At 66.9% G+C, this 16,372-nt stretch carries 14 protein-coding genes; 8 read left to right on the forward strand and 6 right to left on the reverse strand.

The genetic code is table 11. From position 1 onward, the window contains the following. The first annotated feature begins 61 nt into the window (after nucleotides 1-61). Complete coding sequence (locus tag G9373_RS26415) at nucleotides 62-643, forward strand: transposase (RefSeq protein WP_346842849.1); 582 nt, start codon at nucleotides 62-64, stop codon at nucleotides 641-643. A gap of 844 nt (nucleotides 644-1,487) precedes the next feature. Here the strand turns inward: G9373_RS26415 and G9373_RS26420 are convergent. The 3 genes from G9373_RS26420 to G9373_RS26430 are packed head-to-tail and all read right to left on the reverse strand — an operon-like array spanning nucleotide 1,488 to nucleotide 4,654. Further along, nucleotides 1,488-2,249 carry an SDR family NAD(P)-dependent oxidoreductase gene (locus tag G9373_RS26420; RefSeq protein ID WP_005257808.1) on the reverse strand — a complete coding sequence of 254 codons (762 nt, stop codon included), beginning with the start codon at nucleotides 2,247-2,249 and terminating at the stop codon, nucleotides 1,488-1,490. 48 nt (nucleotides 2,250-2,297) lie between these two features. Beyond that, complete coding sequence (locus G9373_RS26425; protein ID WP_065492638.1) at nucleotides 2,298-3,479, reverse strand: acetyl-CoA C-acetyltransferase; 1,182 nt, start codon at nucleotides 3,477-3,479, stop codon at nucleotides 2,298-2,300. Between the two features lie 32 nt (nucleotides 3,480-3,511). Continuing rightward, nucleotides 3,512-4,654 (reverse strand): acyl-CoA dehydrogenase family protein, encoded by a 1,143-nt coding sequence (locus G9373_RS26430; protein ID WP_065492637.1) that lies wholly within the window; start codon nucleotides 4,652-4,654, stop codon nucleotides 3,512-3,514. Between the two features lie 101 nt (nucleotides 4,655-4,755). Here G9373_RS26430 and G9373_RS26435 point away from each other — a divergent pair, with 101 nt between their 5' ends. Next, the gene (locus G9373_RS26435; RefSeq protein WP_005567928.1) at nucleotides 4,756-5,340 is read left to right on the forward strand and encodes a TetR/AcrR family transcriptional regulator; all 585 of its coding nucleotides are present in this window, start codon (nucleotides 4,756-4,758) and stop codon (nucleotides 5,338-5,340) included. A gap of 6 nt (nucleotides 5,341-5,346) precedes the next feature. On the opposite strand, the gene G9373_RS26440 is transcribed toward G9373_RS26435, so the two are convergent. Beyond that, entirely contained in the window at nucleotides 5,347-7,215 is a 1,869-nt protein-coding gene (locus tag G9373_RS26440; RefSeq protein ID WP_206032647.1) for a GAF domain-containing protein, read from the reverse strand. A gap of 105 nt (nucleotides 7,216-7,320) precedes the next feature. Here G9373_RS26440 and G9373_RS26445 point away from each other — a divergent pair, with 105 nt between their 5' ends. Continuing rightward, the gene (locus tag G9373_RS26445; RefSeq protein ID WP_167117500.1) at nucleotides 7,321-8,688 is read left to right on the forward strand and encodes an FAD-linked oxidase C-terminal domain-containing protein; all 1,368 of its coding nucleotides are present in this window, start codon (nucleotides 7,321-7,323) and stop codon (nucleotides 8,686-8,688) included. Between the two features lie 96 nt (nucleotides 8,689-8,784). Further along, nucleotides 8,785-10,140: an MFS transporter gene (locus G9373_RS26450; protein WP_167117503.1), complete on the forward strand. Its 1,356-nt coding sequence runs from the start codon at nucleotides 8,785-8,787 to the stop codon at nucleotides 10,138-10,140. Nucleotides 10,141-10,183: 43 nt separating this feature from the next. Here the strand turns inward: G9373_RS26450 and G9373_RS26455 are convergent, their stop codons facing one another. Further along, nucleotides 10,184-10,657: an Lrp/AsnC family transcriptional regulator gene (locus tag G9373_RS26455; protein ID WP_025433548.1), complete on the reverse strand. Its 474-nt coding sequence runs from the start codon at nucleotides 10,655-10,657 to the stop codon at nucleotides 10,184-10,186. Between the two features lie 169 nt (nucleotides 10,658-10,826). Between G9373_RS26455 and pdhA the strand changes: the two genes are divergently transcribed. From pdhA to lpdA, 4 genes are all read left to right on the forward strand, one after another. Next, on the forward strand, nucleotides 10,827-11,912 hold the full coding sequence (gene pdhA, locus G9373_RS26460) for a pyruvate dehydrogenase (acetyl-transferring) E1 component subunit alpha (protein ID WP_005249848.1): 1,086 nt from the start codon (nucleotides 10,827-10,829) through the stop codon (nucleotides 11,910-11,912). Next, on the forward strand, nucleotides 11,909-12,910 hold the full coding sequence (locus G9373_RS26465; RefSeq protein ID WP_167117506.1) for an alpha-ketoacid dehydrogenase subunit beta: 1,002 nt from the start codon (nucleotides 11,909-11,911) through the stop codon (nucleotides 12,908-12,910). Before pdhA ends, G9373_RS26465 begins: the two co-directional genes overlap by 4 nt. Nucleotides 12,911-12,926: 16 nt before the next feature. Then, entirely contained in the window at nucleotides 12,927-14,204 is a 1,278-nt protein-coding gene (locus G9373_RS26470; protein ID WP_167117509.1) for a dihydrolipoamide acetyltransferase family protein, read from the forward strand. A gap of 61 nt (nucleotides 14,205-14,265) precedes the next feature. Next, nucleotides 14,266-15,642: a dihydrolipoyl dehydrogenase gene (gene lpdA / locus G9373_RS26475; protein ID WP_167117512.1), complete on the forward strand. Its 1,377-nt coding sequence runs from the start codon at nucleotides 14,266-14,268 to the stop codon at nucleotides 15,640-15,642. A gap of 46 nt (nucleotides 15,643-15,688) precedes the next feature. Here lpdA and G9373_RS26480 read toward each other — a convergent pair whose 3' ends face one another. Continuing rightward, nucleotides 15,689-16,318, reverse strand: coding sequence for a cysteine hydrolase (locus tag G9373_RS26480; RefSeq protein WP_005257768.1), 630 nt, complete (start codon nucleotides 16,316-16,318; stop codon nucleotides 15,689-15,691). Nucleotides 16,319-16,372 lie beyond the last annotated feature (54 nt).

A 16,372-nucleotide genomic window follows, 5' to 3' on the forward strand; every position in this document is an offset into this window, starting at 1 on the left:
TGTCGTCCTCGATCTGTATGCCCGCAGGTACGACGGCATCGAGCTGGGCGCGGACGAGTACGTGATCTCCGCGGACGAAAAACCCTCCATCCAGGCCCGTCGCCGTTGCCATGACACCCAGCCGGCCGGCAAAGGCCGTCCGATGCGAGTCAATCACGACTACCGCCGCGGTGGGGCGTTGACGTATCTCGCGGCCTACGACGTCCACCACGCCCGGGTGTTCGGTCGATGCGAACAGTCCACCGGCATAGTACCGTTCACCGCCCTGGTCGATCAGGTCATGACCTGCGAGCCCTATGCGTCGGCGCAACGCGTGTTCTGGATCGTCGACAACGGATCCTCGCACCGGGGCCGGGCCGCGATCGATCGGCTGTCCGCGAGGTATCCGAACGCGGTGATGGTGCACACCCCGGTGCACGCGTCGTGGCTCAATCAGGTCGAGATCTACTTTTCTATAATCCAACGCAAAGTGCTCTCACCCAACGATTTCGAAGACCTCGATGCTGTCGAACGGCGCCTGCTCACCTTCGAGGAACGGTACAACGCCACCGCCGTGCCGTTCAAGTGGCGCTACACGATCACCGACCTGCACCGGCACCTCGAACGACTCGACCACCACGATCGAACCCTGCAAGCGGCATGACCCCCGACAAATTAACGAATCAGACCACTTAGTAGGATTATGCGTCTCAATCGCAGTTCAAAGAATGCGAACGCTGCAGCAGCGGCGCCTTCACCTTCAGTACGACGAGTGGCTACTCGCCCAGAATCCTGAGCAGCACCAGTCGATCGACAACGACGCAGCAAACCCGAATCGACTGGCAGGCATCCACACCGAACTGTTGTTCAAGGCTATGTGGGAAGCCGCCGACGTCCTCACGACTCGACAGATTGAGATCTGGCACGATCCGCAAGGGCGATTCATGACGTGCGACGCTCCGGTCCTTGTTCCGTTCAGGCACAACGTGCGGCCAAGCCTGATCTCGTCACCGTATATCGTCTGGCCAGTCAGCCCATACCGCGTGGTGGCCCTCGCGAACGACCTCAGTGGTCAGAAAGCTTTGCTGCGTAAAGCGACTGGCAGCCTCGTAGGCACAGTGCGAAAGGGAGTGGAGCAAGGACGGGAGCGGATGATCTTCGCGACCGAGGAACAATGCAATCGGCTGCCGAAAGGCAAACCGTTCCGGCGTAGGGCTCGGACAAGGCTCCGCTGCTCGCAACGCACTCCACGTGGAGAAATCATTCCATCTCCAGGCTGTTGCGTGGAATGGAACGCATGCTCCCGCACCGAAGATGTGGGTCGCATGTGTGGCGGCAATTTCGACCCCCTCCGGAAAGCGCGGGTGCGTCGAGCAGCAGTCACATGCGCGAACTACGTAGGAATGTAGGCCGATCGATCCGGCCCAGTCGGATCGAGGAATCCGTCCGGTCGGTGCCGCCGGCGGCACGCGATGACTCGGTGCCGCCGACCGCAACGGTCGGGTCGCCTACCTGGGGCCCATCCGGATGGCGCCGTCGAGGCGGATGGTCTCGCCGTTGAGCATCGCGTTGTCGATGATGTGCGCGGCGAGGGCGGCGTATTCGGTGGCCTTGCCGAGCCGGGAGGGGTGCGGCACCTGCTGTCCGAGGGACTTCTGCGCCTCCTCGGGAAGCCCGGCCATCATGGGCGTTTCGAAGATTCCGGGCGCGATGGTGACGACGCGGATGAGGTGGCGGGCCAGTTCGCGGGCGATCGGCAGTGTCATCGCGGCGACGCCGCCCTTGGAAGCCGCGTAGGCGGGCTGACCGATCTGGCCGTCGAACGCGGCGACGGAGGCGGTGTCGATGATGACGCCGCGTTCCCCGTCGACGGGTTCGGTCTGGGCGATCTTCTCCGCGGCGAGGCGCAGGACGTTGAAGGTGCCGACGAGGTTGATGCGGACGACGCGTTCGAAGTCCGCGAGGGGAAGGGCGCCGGCCTTGCCGAGAACCTTGCCGGGCGTCGCAATTCCGGCGCAGTTGACCACCACGCGAAGGTCGCCGAGCGACGCGGCGAAGTCGATCGCGGACGTGACGTCGCCGGCGGAGGTGACGTCGGCGGCCGTGAAGTAGGCACCCTTCCCGATCTCCTTGGCGGCGACTTCCCCGTCGGACGACGGGAGGTCCAGCAGCACGACCTGTGCACCGCGCTCGTGCAGGGCCCGGGCGGTGGCGTTACCGAGTCCGGATGCTCCGCCGGTGACGACAGCGACGGCTCCATCGATCTTCACAGAGTTCTCCTCGAATAGGGTTGCGGCAGTGGTGGTAAAGCGGGGTTGTCAGGGGACGCGCAGGATCAGGGCGTCGCCCTGTCCGCCGCCGCCGCAGAGGGCGACGGCACCGGTGCCGCCGCCGCGGCGCTGCAACTCGAGCGCGAGGTGCAGGGTGATGCGGGCGCCGGACATGCCGATCGGGTGGCCGAGGGCGATGGCACCGCCGTTGACGTTGACCCGGTCGGGGTCGACGCCGAGTTCGCGGGTGGAGGCGATCCCGACCGCGGCGAACGCCTCGTTGATCTCGATCAGATCCAGCTTGACGGGCGAGATACCTTCCGCATAACAGGCTTTCGCGATGGCACCGGACGGCTGGAACTGCAGACCCGAATCCGGTCCGGCGACCATGCCGTGCTCGCCGATCTCGGCCAGCCAGGTCAGCCCCTCCGCCTCGGCGCGTTCCTTGCTCATCACCACCACGGCGGCGGCGCCGTCGTTGATCGTCGACGCGTTCCCCGCGGTGACGGTGCCGCCGTCGCGGAACGCGCCGCGCAACCGCGCCAGGGTTTCGACGGTGGTGTCGGGGCGGATGCCTTCGTCGCGGCGCAGCCAGGTGCTCTCACCCCTGCGGGCGGGGATCTCGACCGGGACGACCTCGTCGTCGAAGATCCCGTTGTCCCAGGCCTTGGCGGCCAGCTGGTGCGAGCGCGCCGCGAACGCGTCCTGGTCGTCGCGGGCGATGACGTCCTTGTCGTTGCCGGCCTCGGTGAGCAGCCCCATCGGCTGATCGGTGAATGCGTCGTGCAGCCCGTCGAGGGCCATGTGGTCGACGAGAGTGACGTCGCCGTACTTGAAACCGCCGCGTGAACCGGGCAGCAGGTGCGGTGCCTGGCTCATCGACTCCATGCCGCCGGCGACGATCACGTCGAACGCGCCGGACCGGATGAACTGGTCGGCGAGGATGATCGACTCGACCCCCGACAGGCAGACCTTGTTGATGTTCAGCGACGGGGTGCTCATCGGGATGCCGGCCTTCGCGGCGGCCTGACGGGCGGGCATCTGCCCGGCGCCGGCGGTGAGGACCTGACCCAGGATGACGTACTGCACCTGGTCCGGGGCCACACCGGCCTTGCCGAGCGCCGCGTCGATGGCGATGGAGCCGAGGTCGGCGCCGGAGAATCCGGCGAGCGAACCCTGCAGGCGGCCGATCGGGGTGCGGGCGCCGGCGATGATCACAGAGGTGGGCATGTGAGGAGGAGCCTTTCTCGGGGGTGGGTGCGTCAGTTCGCGGCGAGGGTGCGGCTGATGACCAGGCGTTGAATCTGGTTGGTGCCCTCGAAGATCTGCGTGATCTTCGCTTCCCGCATGTACCGCTCGACGCGGAAGTCGCGGGTGTAGCCGTAGCCGCCGAGCACCTGGACGGCGTCGGTGGTGACCTTCATCGCGGCGTCGGTGGCGACGAGCTTGGCGACGGACGCGTTGCGGGAGTACGGCAGGCCGGCGTCGCGGCGACGGGCCGCGTCGATGTAGGTGGCGCGTGCCGAGTCGACGGCGGCGGCCATGTCGGCCAGCAGGAAGCCGAGTCCCTGATGGTCGATGATCTTCTTGCCGAACGCAGTCCGCTCCTGGGCGTAGGCGACGGCCTCGTCGAGGGCGGCCTGCGCGAGACCGACGGCGACCGCGGCGATGCCAAGCCGGCCGGAATCGAGTGCGCTGAACGCGATCTGCAGACCCTGCCCTTCCGCGCCGATACGTCGTTCCGCGGGCACGAAGGCGTCGTCGTAGTGCGCGGACGTTGTCGGCACGGCGTGCAGGCCCATCTTCTCCTCGGGCTTGCCGAACGTCAGGCCCTCGGTGTCCTTCGGGACCAGGAAGCAGGAGATCCCCTTCGATCCCTCACCGGTGCGGGCGAAGAGGTTGTAGAAATTGGCGATGCCGCCGTGGGTGATCCACGCCTTCGCGCCGTTGACGACGTACCCGCCGTCGGTCGCTGTGGCCTTGCAGGTCAGTGCGGCGGCGTCGGATCCGGCCTGCGGTTCGGACAGGCTGTAGGCGCCGATGGTGTTGCCGCCGAGCATCTCCGGGAGCCACTGCTGCTTCTGTTCGTCGGTGCCGAACGCCATCAGTGGGTGGCAGGCAAGGCTGTGGACGCTGACCGCGACCGCGACCGATGCCCAGCGGGCGGCGATCTCCTCGAGCACCTGCAGGTACACCTCGTACGGCTGCGCCCCGCCGCCCCACTCCTCCGGGTACGGCAGGCTCAGCAGTCCGGCCTCGCCGAGGGTGGCGAACACGCCTTCGGGGTAGGTCTCCGACTTCTCGTGCTCGTCGACGATCGGCGTCAGGACCTTGTCGGCGACGTCGCGCGTGAGCTGGATCAGGTCACGGGCTTCGTCAGTAGGCAGCAAGCGATCGACGGCCACGGTTTCTCCTCGAGAAGGCTACGGAAAACAGTACTGGATTACGCCCCAGGGTACTGATTGCGGAATAGTACTGCAAGGCATCGCCCAGTACTATTTCTGTCATGGAGCAGCCCACCCGACCCGGTTTCGCCACCCGACGGCGCACCCAGCTCTTCGACGCCCTCGTCGACCTGATCCTGGTCGAGGGGTTCGCCCACCTGACGCTCGACGAGATCGCGAACCGGCTGCGCTGTTCGAAGTCGACGCTGTACACCCTCGCCGGCAGCAAAGAGCAGCTCGTCCGAGCCGCTACCGTGCACTTCTTCCGCCGCGCGACCGACGACGTCGAGTCGCACATCGAGCCGATCGCCGGGGCCCGCGAGCGGATCACCGCCTACCTGTCGGCCGTGGGCACCGCCCTCTCGGCCGCATCCGACCAGTTCATGGCCGACCTCGACGCCTTCCCGCCGGCACGGGAGGTGTACGAACGGAACACCCAGTTCGCGGCTGGTCGAGTCCAGGAGTTGATCACCGAAGGCGTCGCCGGCGGGGACTTCCGCGACGTGCACGCGGCCTTCGCCGCCGACCTCGCCGCCACAATGATGGTCCGCATCCAGCAACGCGGGGTCCGCGACAGCACCGGACTCGACGATGCGCACGCCTACGCCGAACTCGCCGCGATCCTCACGGGCGGCATCAGCGCCTGAACCGTGTCACCGAGTTCGTGCGCCGAGTAGTTCCGCGGTTCTGCGCAACCGCATCAGCACCTGTAGATCGAGAGCCTTGTCGGGGTTGCGCCAGTCCGGGCCGAGGAGGCGGTCGATCGCGTCGAGACGCTGGTAGAGGGTGTTGACGTGCACGCCGAGACTCGCCGCGGTCGCCGAATGGTGGCGTCCGTGAGCGAGATACTCCGACAGTGTTTCCAGCAGTGGCACTCCGCGTTTGGCCTGCTCCGCCATCAGCGGCCCCAGTTGGGCCTCGGTGAGTTCGTCGAGGTGCTCGCGCGCCATGTGACTCAGCAGGATCCGGTAGATGCCCAGGCCGCGCGCGGACGAGACGTCCCCGGCGCGTCCCAATGTGTCGAGCACGTCGACGGTCTGCTGGGCTTCGACGTAGGCCTGCGCGAGCGCCTTCGCGCCACGCGCCGGCTCCGCGATTCCGATCGTCGCGTCGAGCCGTCCGGCGGTGAACACCGCCTGGACGGAGGCGGAATCCTTGGCGGGCACGACCGCCAGTGCGCGGGAACCATGCTCCGCGGCAACGGTTCCCGAAGGGAACGCGAATGTCCCGAGGGCGGTACGGACCGTGTCCGGGCCCGTGGCGATCGCCACGGCGACGCAGTACGTCGTGTCGGGGTTGAGTCCGGCCAACCGCAGTTGGCGGCGCTCGTCCTGTGCGGTCGCGGCGGGATGGGTCAGCAGGTCGACGAGAAAGGCATCCCGTGCACGACGCGTCGCCTCCCCGGCGGCACGTTCCTCGGCGAGCGACAGCGCGATCGCGGGTGCCGCACGTTCGAGCAGGAGACGCGTGGTCGGCTGCCCGGCTCCCACGCACAGGAGGGCGCCGAGCATCTCGCCGGCCGCCGCGACACGCTGTGCGACCACCTCGCCGCGTTCGGTGTGGTCCTTCCCTCCCGCCCGAAGCTCACGGACCGCCGCCGACACGTCATCGGCATGCGGCATCAGGTCGACGGGCAACGCGGATTCGTCCTGCACGAAATAGGCCGGTTGCCGGGAGAGCTGCGCGACCTCCTGCACCAAACGCTGCACTCCCGCCCCGAGCAGCACCACCTGAGTCAGCGTCCGATCCCACTGCAGTATCTGTTCGAGCTCGATTGTGCGCTGTGATAATTCGGCGTTCACCGATTCGAGCCGTGCGACGGTGTCTCGCTCACGTTCCAACGAGCGAACGTTCTCGATCGCGATCGCTGCATGGGCTGCCAGCGCCGACAGCAGCGCGATCTCGGATTCGGTGAAGGCCCGCTCCTGACGCTTGCACGCGAACAGGGCACCGATGACGCGGTCGGCGACGCGCAGGGGCACCCCGAGCAGGCCGCGCATGTTCTCCGACCGCGCTGCGCTGTCGGCTCCGGTGATGTGCCGGAACGCCGGTTCGCTCTGGTAGTCGGGTGTCCACTCCGGTGCGGACCTGCGGACGATCAGGCCTACGAGTCCTTCGTCCAGGGACAGTCGGATTCCGACGAGGTTCGGGGTCAAGGCCCCGCTGGTGACCTCGATGACGAATTCCTCGTCGTACACCGATCCCATGTAGGCGAGATCCACACCGAGAAGTTGCCGCGCCTGATCGACCACTTCCTGCAGCAACACCCGGTCGTAGCGGACGGTCGTCAACCGGACGGCGATGTCGTTGAGCGCCGCCAGCTCCCTACTGCGCTGTTGGCGCTGGTCGAGCTGCGCGCGGAGCCGGAGTGCGGCGTTGGCTTCGCGTTCGACCGCGGCCCTGTCGGACGCGCCGGATTCCTCGATCAGCGTGCGCCGGAGGACATCGAGTTCGTCGATGGGTGCGTCGTCGAGAAGCAGTTCCATCCAGCCGCGATCGGGAGTACTCACTGGTGTCTCCATCCATGGATTCCTGGATTTGATAGATGAAATCTACATTGGCCGAGATCCAGATCACAGCTAGATTCGAGACATCACCTTCTCGCCCGCAAAGGACCGGTTTTCGCCATGTTGATCGATGCACTGTTGGCATCCCTTCCCGCGGATCGCGTCGTGCGCGACCCCGACGTCGTCGCGAAGTACCAGCACGACGAAGCCGAGTGGGCGCCGTACGCAGCACCGCTCGCTGTCGTCAGGCCCCGAACGGCCCTCGAAGTCCAGGCTGTCGTGCGCGCCTGCCTCGACCACGACACCGCCGTCGTCACCCGGGGCGCCGGGACCGGTCTGTCCGGCGGAGCGAACGCGACCGACGGCTGCGTCGTCCTCGCCCTCGAGGGCATGAACGCGATCAAGGAAATCGATCCGCTCGAGCGGTACGCCGTCGTCGAGCCCGGCGTGGTGAACGACCATCTCCGCGCCGCGTGCGCCGAACACGGACTCTGGTATCCGCCGGATCCGGCCAGTTCACCGTGGTCGACGATCGGAGGGAACGTCGCCACCAACGCGGGCGGACTGTGCTGCGTCAAGTACGGCGTCACCCGCGACTACGTGCTCGGCATGCAGATCGTGACCGGCACCGGTGACCTCGTGCGCCTCGGACGCAAGACCGCCAAGGGTGTGGCCGGTTACGATCTGGCGGGTCTCATGGTCGGATCCGAGGGAACGCTCGGCGTCATCACCGAAATCACCGTCAAACTGCGACCGCTCCAGGACCCGCAGCGCACGGTGGCCGGCTACTTCGATTCCATAGTCGACGCGGGCCGGGCCGTCAGCGCGGTGGCCGCGGCGGGGCTCACCCCGTCGGCGCTCGAACTGGTGGACAAGCAGTGCCTCATCGCCGTCGACGCGTGGAAGAAGATGGGATTGTCGGTGGAGGCCAACGTCGTTCTGCTCGGCCGCATCGACACCGCGGGAGTCGTCGGTGACCAGGAAGCGGAGAAGATGCTGTCGTGTTTCGACGAAGCCGGAGCCACGTGGTCTGCCGTCTCCACCGACCAGGAGGAAGCGGACGCGTTGTTCGCTGCGCGTCGTCTGGCCTACCCCGCGATGGAACGACTCGGACCGGTCCTCACCGAAGACGTGTGCGTGCCGAAACGGGCTGTCCCCGAGATGCTTGCGCGCATCGAACAGATCGGCATCGCCCACGAGACCACCATCGCCAACATCGCACACGCCGGCGACGGAAACCTGCACCCGCTCCTGATCACACCCCGCGACGACGAGGCGGCCCGCGCCCGCGCGCAGGCCGCGTTCGCGGACATCATCGACGCGGCACTGGAACTCGGCGGCACGGTCACCGGCGAGCACGGTGTCGGTCTGCTGAAGATGGACGGCCTCGCCCAGGAACTCGACCCGGTCGTCCTGGGCATGCATCGAGCGGTGAAGAACGCCCTCGACCCGCGCGGAATCATGAACCCCGGGAAGATCTTCTCGTAAACCACCCCGAGCACCAACGCCTGTCACGCAAGCTTTTCGGCCGAGCGGGACACGGCGGTCCGACCCATGCCCACTCCTCAGAAAGTCGAGTCACACATGTCGTCTGTACTGCAGAAACCCGAGATCGAGGAGAGGGTGGTCCGGAAGGTCGCACGGCGGCTCATTCCGTTCCTCGGCCTGGCCTACTTCGTCAACTATCTCGACCGGACCAATATCGGGCTGGCGAAGCTGACGATGAGCGAGGAACTCGGACTCACCGAGACCATGTTCGGTCTGGCCTCCGGGCTCTTCTTCATCGGATATCTCCTGTTCGAGGTGCCGAGCAATCTCGCGCTGCACAGGTTCGGGGCGCGCCGGTGGATCGCCCGGATCATGCTCACGTGGGGAATCATCGCGGCGGCCATGGCCTTCGTGCCCAATGCCGGCTCGCTGTATACGCTGCGCATGCTGCTGGGTATCGCCGAGGCGGGATTCTTCCCGGGTGTTCTGCTCTACCTGACGCTGTGGTTTCCCCGCGCCTATCGGGTCCGGCTGATGGGCCTGTTCCTTCTCGCGCTCCCGGTGTCGTCGGCGCTCGGCGCCCCGTTGTCGAGCGCCATCATCCAGTACTGGGACGGGCTGTTCGGGCTGTCCGGGTGGCGGGTCATGTTCCTGCTCGAGGGGATCCCGGCCGTCGTGCTCGCGGTGGTCACCTGGTTCTACCTGACGGACCGGCCCTCGCAGGCCACATGGCTGGACGAGGACGAAAAGGTGTGGCTCACTCGTGAACTCGAATCCGAGGCGTCCGAATCCGGCTCTCACATCAGCGGGTCGGTACGCCGGGCGGTGACAGATTCCCGCGTCTGGATGCTCGGGCTCGTCTACTTCGGGATCACCTACGGGCTGTACTCGCTCAGTTTCTTCCTGCCCAGCATCGTCGCCGGTTTCAAGAAGACGTTCGACACCGACTTCTCGCTGTTCACCACCGGGTTGATCGTCGCGGTCCCGTTCGCAGTGGGTGCTGTCGCAATGGTGTTGTGGAGCAGGCACTCCGACCGTACCGGTGAAAGGATCTGGCACGTCGCCATCCCCACCCTGATCGGAGCCGTCTCCATTCCGATCGCCCTGTACATGCAGTCGCCACTCACGACGATGATCGCGGTGACCGTCAACGCGGTCGGTGTGTTCTGTGCCCTGCCGGTGTTCTGGTACCTGCCCAGCACGTTCCTCACCGGCGCGGGTGCCGCCGCAGGTATCGCGGTCGTCAACTCGGTGGGCAACATGAGCGGTTTCGGGGCCCCGTACGTCACGGGTTGGCTGTTCGACGCCACCGGGAATTCACGCGCAGGCCTGTGGGTCGTCGGGGCGGTCATGCTCGTCGCCGTCGTGCTGGTACTCGTGCTCAGATCGCGGGTAAGTCCCACTCGCAGTACCGAAGACGTCGGCGGGGAGGTCGTCGCCGCACACCACTGATCGGAGAACAGGCGCTGCCGGGCGGTCGACGGCAGCGCCTTCGTCATTGCTCCTCGGCGATCCGCTCCAGCAGCGGACGGGTTCGGTAGGGGATGGCGTCGCGCATCGCGACGGACACCGTGGTGCGCTCGATCCCCGGCACGGCGAGGATGAGGCCGGCGACCCGATACAGATCGTCGGCATCGACGGCGACCACGCCGATGTGCAGATCCGCCGCTCCGGAGATGCCGACGACCTCCACGACCTCGGCGATGTCCCGCAGGTGCTCGATGACGTCCTCGAGGCGATGCTGGTCGACCACCGCGGTGACGAACGCCTGCAGGGGGTACCCCAGATCGCGGGGTGACACGCAGCGGTCGACGGGTGCGAGCACTCGTTGCTCTTCCCAGCGAGACATCCTTGCTTGCACGGTATTACGTGCCATCCCCAGCAGGGAGGCCAATTGCACCCCGGTGGCGCGAGGGGCGTCGCACAGGGCGAGCAGCAGGCGGGCGTCGGTCCGATCGAGTCTCGTCATGTAGCGCAGTATGCCAGAGTTCAGAGCTTCCTATTTGAGCATTCTGCTTAATCTGCTCGACAGCACTTGCGCATGATGAATCCTGGTGGTTGTGTGAATGCAACATTCTGACCGAAAAGGTCACTCGCGGGCAGCGAGCTCTCCCGGTACATCACTTTCGGAGGTTTTCGTGTTCGACAATGACGATGTGGTGCAGCTGGTCACCGAAAACGGTGCGCGAGTAAATCATCCGGACTATTCCCGGTACGTCGACGATGTCGACATCACGTCGGTGCGCGCGCTGTACGAAGACCTGGTCGTGGTGCGGCGCATCGACGCGGAGGCGACCGCGCTGCAGCGTCAGGGCGAACTGGGGCTGTGGGCTCCGCTGCTGGGGCAGGAAGCCGCGCAGGTCGGGTCGGCGCGCGCCCTCCGTCCGGACGACTTCGTCTTCGCCAGCTACCGCGAACACGGAGTCGCGTACTGCCGCGACGTCGATCCCACCCACATGCTCAGGTTCTGGCGAGGGTCGACGCACTCGGGCTGGAACCCGTTCGAATACAACATGACGACGCCCGCGATCATCGTCGGCGCGCAGGCACTGCACGCCACCGGGTATGCGATGGGCATGCAGTTCGACGGTTCCGACGGCGCCGCGATCACCTACTTCGGCGACGGCGCCACCAGTCAGGGCGACATCTCCGAGGCCTTCGGGTTCGCCGCGAGCTTCAACGCCCCCGTGGTGTTCTTCTGCCAGAACAACCAGTGGGCGATCTCCGAACCGGTCAGCCTGCAATCGCGGGTGAGTATCGCCGCGCGGGGCCGGGGCTTCGGTGTTCCCAGCGTGCGCGTCGACGGCAACGACGTCCTCGCCGTGATCGCCGTGACCCGGGCCGCGCTCGAACGGGCACGGGAAGGCAGCGGACCCACCCTGATCGAGGCGGTCACCTACCGGATGGGCCCGCACACCACGTCCGACGACCCGTCCCGGTACCGCCCCGCTGCGCTCGACGAGGAATGGAAACGCAAGGACCCCCTCGACCGCATCCGCGCCCTCCTCGAGTCGGCGGGCGCGATCGACGACGACTACCTCGCCGCCGTGCAGCAGCGCTCCGACGACACCGCAGCGGCGTTGCGCCGCGGATGCCTCGAGACCGTCGAACCCGAGCCGATGTCCCTGTTCGACAACGTGTACGCCGAACCCCATCCCCTCGTCGACGAAGAGCGGCGCCAGTTCGCGGCCTACCTCGACAGTTTCGAAGGAATCGACGCATGAGTACAGCCATCTCCGCGGCCGCCCCGACCACGCTTCCGCTCGGCAAGGCCCTGAACGCCGGCCTGCGCCGCGCCCTGGAGAACGACCCGAAGGTCGTGCTCATGGGAGAGGACATCGGCAAACTCGGCGGCGTCTTCCGCATCACCGACGGACTGCAGAAGGACTTCGGTCCCAACCGTGTCATCGACACCCCGCTCGCCGAATCCGGGATCATCGGTACCGCAGTCGGTCTCGCGATGCGCGGATACCGGCCGGTGTGCGAGATCCAGTTCGACGGGTTCATCTACCCCGGCTTCGACCAGATCGTCTCGCAGGTCGCCAAACTGCACTACCGCACGAGCGGAAACGTGAAGATGCCGATCACCATCCGCGTCCCGTACGGCGGCGGCATCGGTGCGATCGAGCATCACTCCGAGTCGCCGGAGGGGTACTTCGCCGCGACCGCGGGTCTTCGCGTCGTCACCTGCAGCACCGCCGCCGACGCGCACACGATGATTCAGCAGGCCATCGCGTCGGACGATCCGGTGCTGTTCTTCGAACCCAAGCGCCGCTACTGGGAGAAGGGGCAGCTCGACCCGGCGGCCGAGACGAGCCCACTGCACAAGGCCCGGGTGGTCGCACCGGGCACCGACGCCACCGTCGTCGCCTACGGGCCGCTCGTGACAACTGCACTGCAGGCCGCGGAAGTCGCTGCGGGCGAGGGCAGGTCGATCGAGGTGATCGATCTGCGGTCCATCTCCCCGCTCGACGTCGACACCGTCGCCGCGTCCGTGCAGCGCACCGGACGTCTGGTGATCACCCACGAGGCGCCCGTGTTCCTCGGGATCGGTGCCGAAATAGCTGCCCGCATCAGCGAGCGCTGCTTCTATCACCTCGAAGCACCGGTGGCCCGCGTCGGCGGCTTCACCGTCCCGTATCCGCCGGCAAAACTCGAGGAGCACTTCCTGCCGGACGTCGACCGCATCCTCGACGGCGTCGACCGCACCTTCACCGCGTAGGAACCAGGAGTTCGCCATGCCCACTGTCAAGACATTCCTGCTGCCCGACCTCGGCGAGGGCCTCACCGACGCCGAACTGCTGACCTGGTTGGTGAAGGTCGGCGACACCGTGACGCTCAACCAGATCATCGCCGAGGTCGAGACGGCGAAGGCGTCCGTGGAGTTGCCCTCGCCCTACGCCGGAACGGTGGTCGCGTTGCACGCCGAGGAGGGGACGACCGTCGACGTCGGCAGCCCGTTCATCGACGTCGCGGTCGCCGGCGAGGACCCGGTGGACGCCCCCGAGCCGACCGCTCCCGCGGCCCCGGCCGAGCGGACCCCGGTCCTGGTCGGCTACGGCGTGGCCGAAGACTCCTCGAGCCGGCGTCGGCAGCGGCGTCCGGCGGCGGGAACCCGAGTCGACGTCACCGCGGCGCCGGGCACGTCGCGTCCGCTGGCCTCTCCCCCGGTGCGGTTCGCCGCGAAGCAACACGGTGTCGACCTCACCGAAGTGGACGCAACCGGGGTGCACGGTGAAGTCACCAGGGACGACCTCGAGCGCCACCGCACCGCCGCCCCGGTGACGACGTCCGCGGCGACGGTCCCGCCGGACGCCGACGAGGAACGCATCCCGATCAAGGGCGTCCGCAAGCACACCGCCGCAGCGATGGTCCGCAGCGCATTCACCGCCCCGCACGTCACCGAGTTCGTCACGGTAGACGTCACCCCGACGATCGACCTCCTGGCTCAGCTGCGCGAAACGAAGCACTTCACCGACGTGCGCCTGACACCACTGACGTTGGTGGCCAAGGCATTGCTCGTGGCGCTGCGCACCAACCCGACCCTGAATTCGTTCTGGGACGAGGACACTCAGGAGATCGTCCTCAAACGCTCCGTGAACCTCGGCATCGCGGCCGCCACCCCGCGCGGGCTGATGGTGCCGAACATCAAGAACGCCCACACCCTTGGTCTGCGCGACCTCGCGATCGCCCTGTCGGATCTGACGACCACGGCGAAGGAGGGCAAGACCGGGCCCGCCGATCTGGCCGACGGCACGATCACGATCACCAATGTCGGCGTCTTCGGTGTCGACGCGGGCGCGCCCATCCTCAACCCCGGCGAGGCGGCGATCCTGTGCTTCGGCGCGATCCGCAGGCAGCCGTGGGAATACCAGGGCGAGATCGCGTTGCGCTCGGTCACCACACTGAGCCTGTCGTTCGACCATCGACTGGTCGACGGCGAGCAGGGATCGAGATTCCTCGCGGCCATCGGTCAGATCCTGTCGGACCCGTTGACGTTGATCGCACTGAGCTGAGCCCCTGTTCCTTCCAACCTTCCGGCACGTCCGTGACGTGCCCGACCGAGGGAGTTTTCCCATGTCCGACCAACCGGACGTCCTGATTCTCGGCGGTGGATCCGGCGGGTACGCCTGCGCCTTCCGCGCCGCGCAACTGGGCAAGACCGTCACCCTGATCGAAGAGGACAAGGTCGGTGGCACCTGCCTGCACCGAGGGTGCATCCCCACCAAGGCGCTCGTGCACGCCGCCGAGGTCGCCGACACCGTCAATCACGCGTCGGCCCTCGGTATCGGTGCGACGCTGGACGGGATCGACCTCGATGGTGTCCATGCCTACAAGAACGCGACGGTCGAACGTCTGTACAAGGGCCTGCAGGGGTTGGTCCGCAGCCACAAGATCGAGGTGGTGCACGGCACCGGCCGCTACGGCGGGGGCTGCACCGTCCACGTCGGCGATCGCACGATCACCGGCACGTCGCTGGTGCTCGCGACCGGCTCGCAGGTCCGGAGCCTGCCCGGACTCGAGATCGGTGGCCGCATCCTCACGAGCGACGAAGCGCTGACGTTTCCCGAGCTTCCGAAGCGCGTCGTCGTACTCGGCGGCGGTGTCATCGGGGTCGAGTTCGCCAGTATCTGGGCTTCGTTGGGCGCGGCCGTCACGATCGTCGAAGCGCTGCCGCGGCTCGTCGCCGCCGAGGACGAGTGGTCGTCGAAGCAACTCACCCGGGCCCTCCGCAAACGCGGCATCACGATCATGACCGGCACCCGATTCGCGAAGGCGGTCCAGGACGAGAGCACGGTCAGCGTCACGGTGGAGTCGGGCGACACGATCGAGGCGGACCTGCTGCTCGTCGCGGTCGGCCGCGGACCCCGGACCACCGACATCGGGCTCACCGAGAACGGCGTCGTACTCGACTCCCGCGGTTTCGTCACGGTCGACGACTCTCTGTGCGCCTCGCAGCCGGACGTGTACGCGGTCGGCGACATCGTCGCCGGACCCCAACTCGCGCATCGCGGATTCCAGCAGGGCATCTTCGTCGCGGAAACGATCGCCGGTCTGAGCCCGACATCGATCGAGGACAGCGGCATCCCCCGGGTGACGTACTCCAACCCGGAGGTCGCGTCGGTCGGGCTCACCGAAGACCAGGCCCGCGAGCGGCACGGCGACGTCGCCACCGTCGTCTACGACCTCGCCGGCAACGGCAAGAGTCAGATCCTCGGAACCAGCGGCGGCGTCAAACTGGTGCGCGCCGGAGCCACGGAGGGACCGGTCGTCGGGATCCACATGGTCGGCGAGCGCGTGGGCGAACTCATCGGCGAGGCCCAACTGATCGTCAACTGGGGCGCCTACCCCGGCGAAGTCGCCGCCCTCGTGCACGCGCACCCCACCCAGGCCGAAGCGCTCGGCGAGGCACACCTCGCTCTCGCGGGTACACCACTGCACAGTCACAGCTGATCGCTGGCCGACCTCGCTTGCCGCACCCGTCGCCGGCTGAAGCCTTTCACAATCCTGCAGTCCAAAACGTCTCGAGCTTCTCGGCCGTGATCACGGTGCCGAAGTTCTGTGCGACGACGGACACCGAAGCGTCGTGGGCTGTTCGGCTGTAGGTGGCGGCGCAGTCTTCGACGAGCGAAACCCAGTATTCGTGAAACAGCGCGCTACGCAGACTCGACTCGACACACACCTCGGTGGCGACCCCCGTGAAGAGCAGGGAATCGATGCCGAGGGAACGCAGGGTGAGATCGAGGTTGGTGCCGACGAAGGCGCTGAACCGGTTCTTCGTGATCACCACGTCGCCGTCCTGCGGAGCGACGGCGTAATAGCCTGCCCCGGGTGTTCCTGTGCGGCAGGTAATTCCGGTGCGTGCCGCGTCCGGCCCCTCGCCGATGCGGCCGAGCCACTGGGGTGTATCGGTGGTTTCGTCGTGCAGGGTACGTACGAAGATCACCCGGACCCCGGCCGTGCGCGCGGACGCGACGAGGTGGTCCAGGCGCGGTGCCATCGCCACCGGGGCGGTCACGTCGAAGCCCTTCTGTGCCAGCGACCCGTCGGGAGAGCAGAAATCGTTCTGCATGTCGATGACGATCAGTGCGCACCGGGCGGGGTCGTAGCGGAACGGGACCGAGCTCATTTCGTGGTGTCCTTCCCTGTCAGGGTTGTGCGGAAATCTTGTTCGGCGTTGAGC

Source organism: Rhodococcus sp. A14, from assembly GCF_011603105.1.
Taxonomy (GTDB): Bacteria; Actinomycetota; Actinomycetes; order Mycobacteriales; family Mycobacteriaceae; genus Rhodococcus_F; species Rhodococcus_F opacus.

What these genes read in the sequence shown, in the direction of transcription:
- G9373_RS26425 (WP_065492638.1), bottom strand. Translation starts at nt 3,479, where the DNA reads ATGCCCACCTCTGTGATCATCGCCGGCGCCCGCACCCCGATCGGCCGC.
- G9373_RS26435 (WP_005567928.1), top strand. Translation starts at nt 4,756, where the DNA reads ATGGAGCAGCCCACCCGACCCGGTTTCGCCACCCGACGGCGCACCCAG.
- G9373_RS26440 (WP_206032647.1), bottom strand. Translation starts at nt 7,215, where the DNA reads ATGGAGACACCAGTGAGTACTCCCGATCGCGGCTGGATGGAACTGCTT.
- G9373_RS26445 (WP_167117500.1), top strand. Translation starts at nt 7,321, where the DNA reads ATGTTGATCGATGCACTGTTGGCATCCCTTCCCGCGGATCGCGTCGTG.
- G9373_RS26450 (WP_167117503.1), top strand. Translation starts at nt 8,785, where the DNA reads ATGTCGTCTGTACTGCAGAAACCCGAGATCGAGGAGAGGGTGGTCCGG.
- G9373_RS26455 (WP_025433548.1), bottom strand. Translation starts at nt 10,657, where the DNA reads ATGACGAGACTCGATCGGACCGACGCCCGCCTGCTGCTCGCCCTGTGC.
- G9373_RS26465 (WP_167117506.1), top strand. Translation starts at nt 11,909, where the DNA reads ATGAGTACAGCCATCTCCGCGGCCGCCCCGACCACGCTTCCGCTCGGC.
- G9373_RS26470 (WP_167117509.1), top strand. Translation starts at nt 12,927, where the DNA reads ATGCCCACTGTCAAGACATTCCTGCTGCCCGACCTCGGCGAGGGCCTC.
- lpdA (WP_167117512.1), top strand. Translation starts at nt 14,266, where the DNA reads ATGTCCGACCAACCGGACGTCCTGATTCTCGGCGGTGGATCCGGCGGG.
- G9373_RS26480 (WP_005257768.1), bottom strand. Translation starts at nt 16,318, where the DNA reads ATGAGCTCGGTCCCGTTCCGCTACGACCCCGCCCGGTGCGCACTGATC.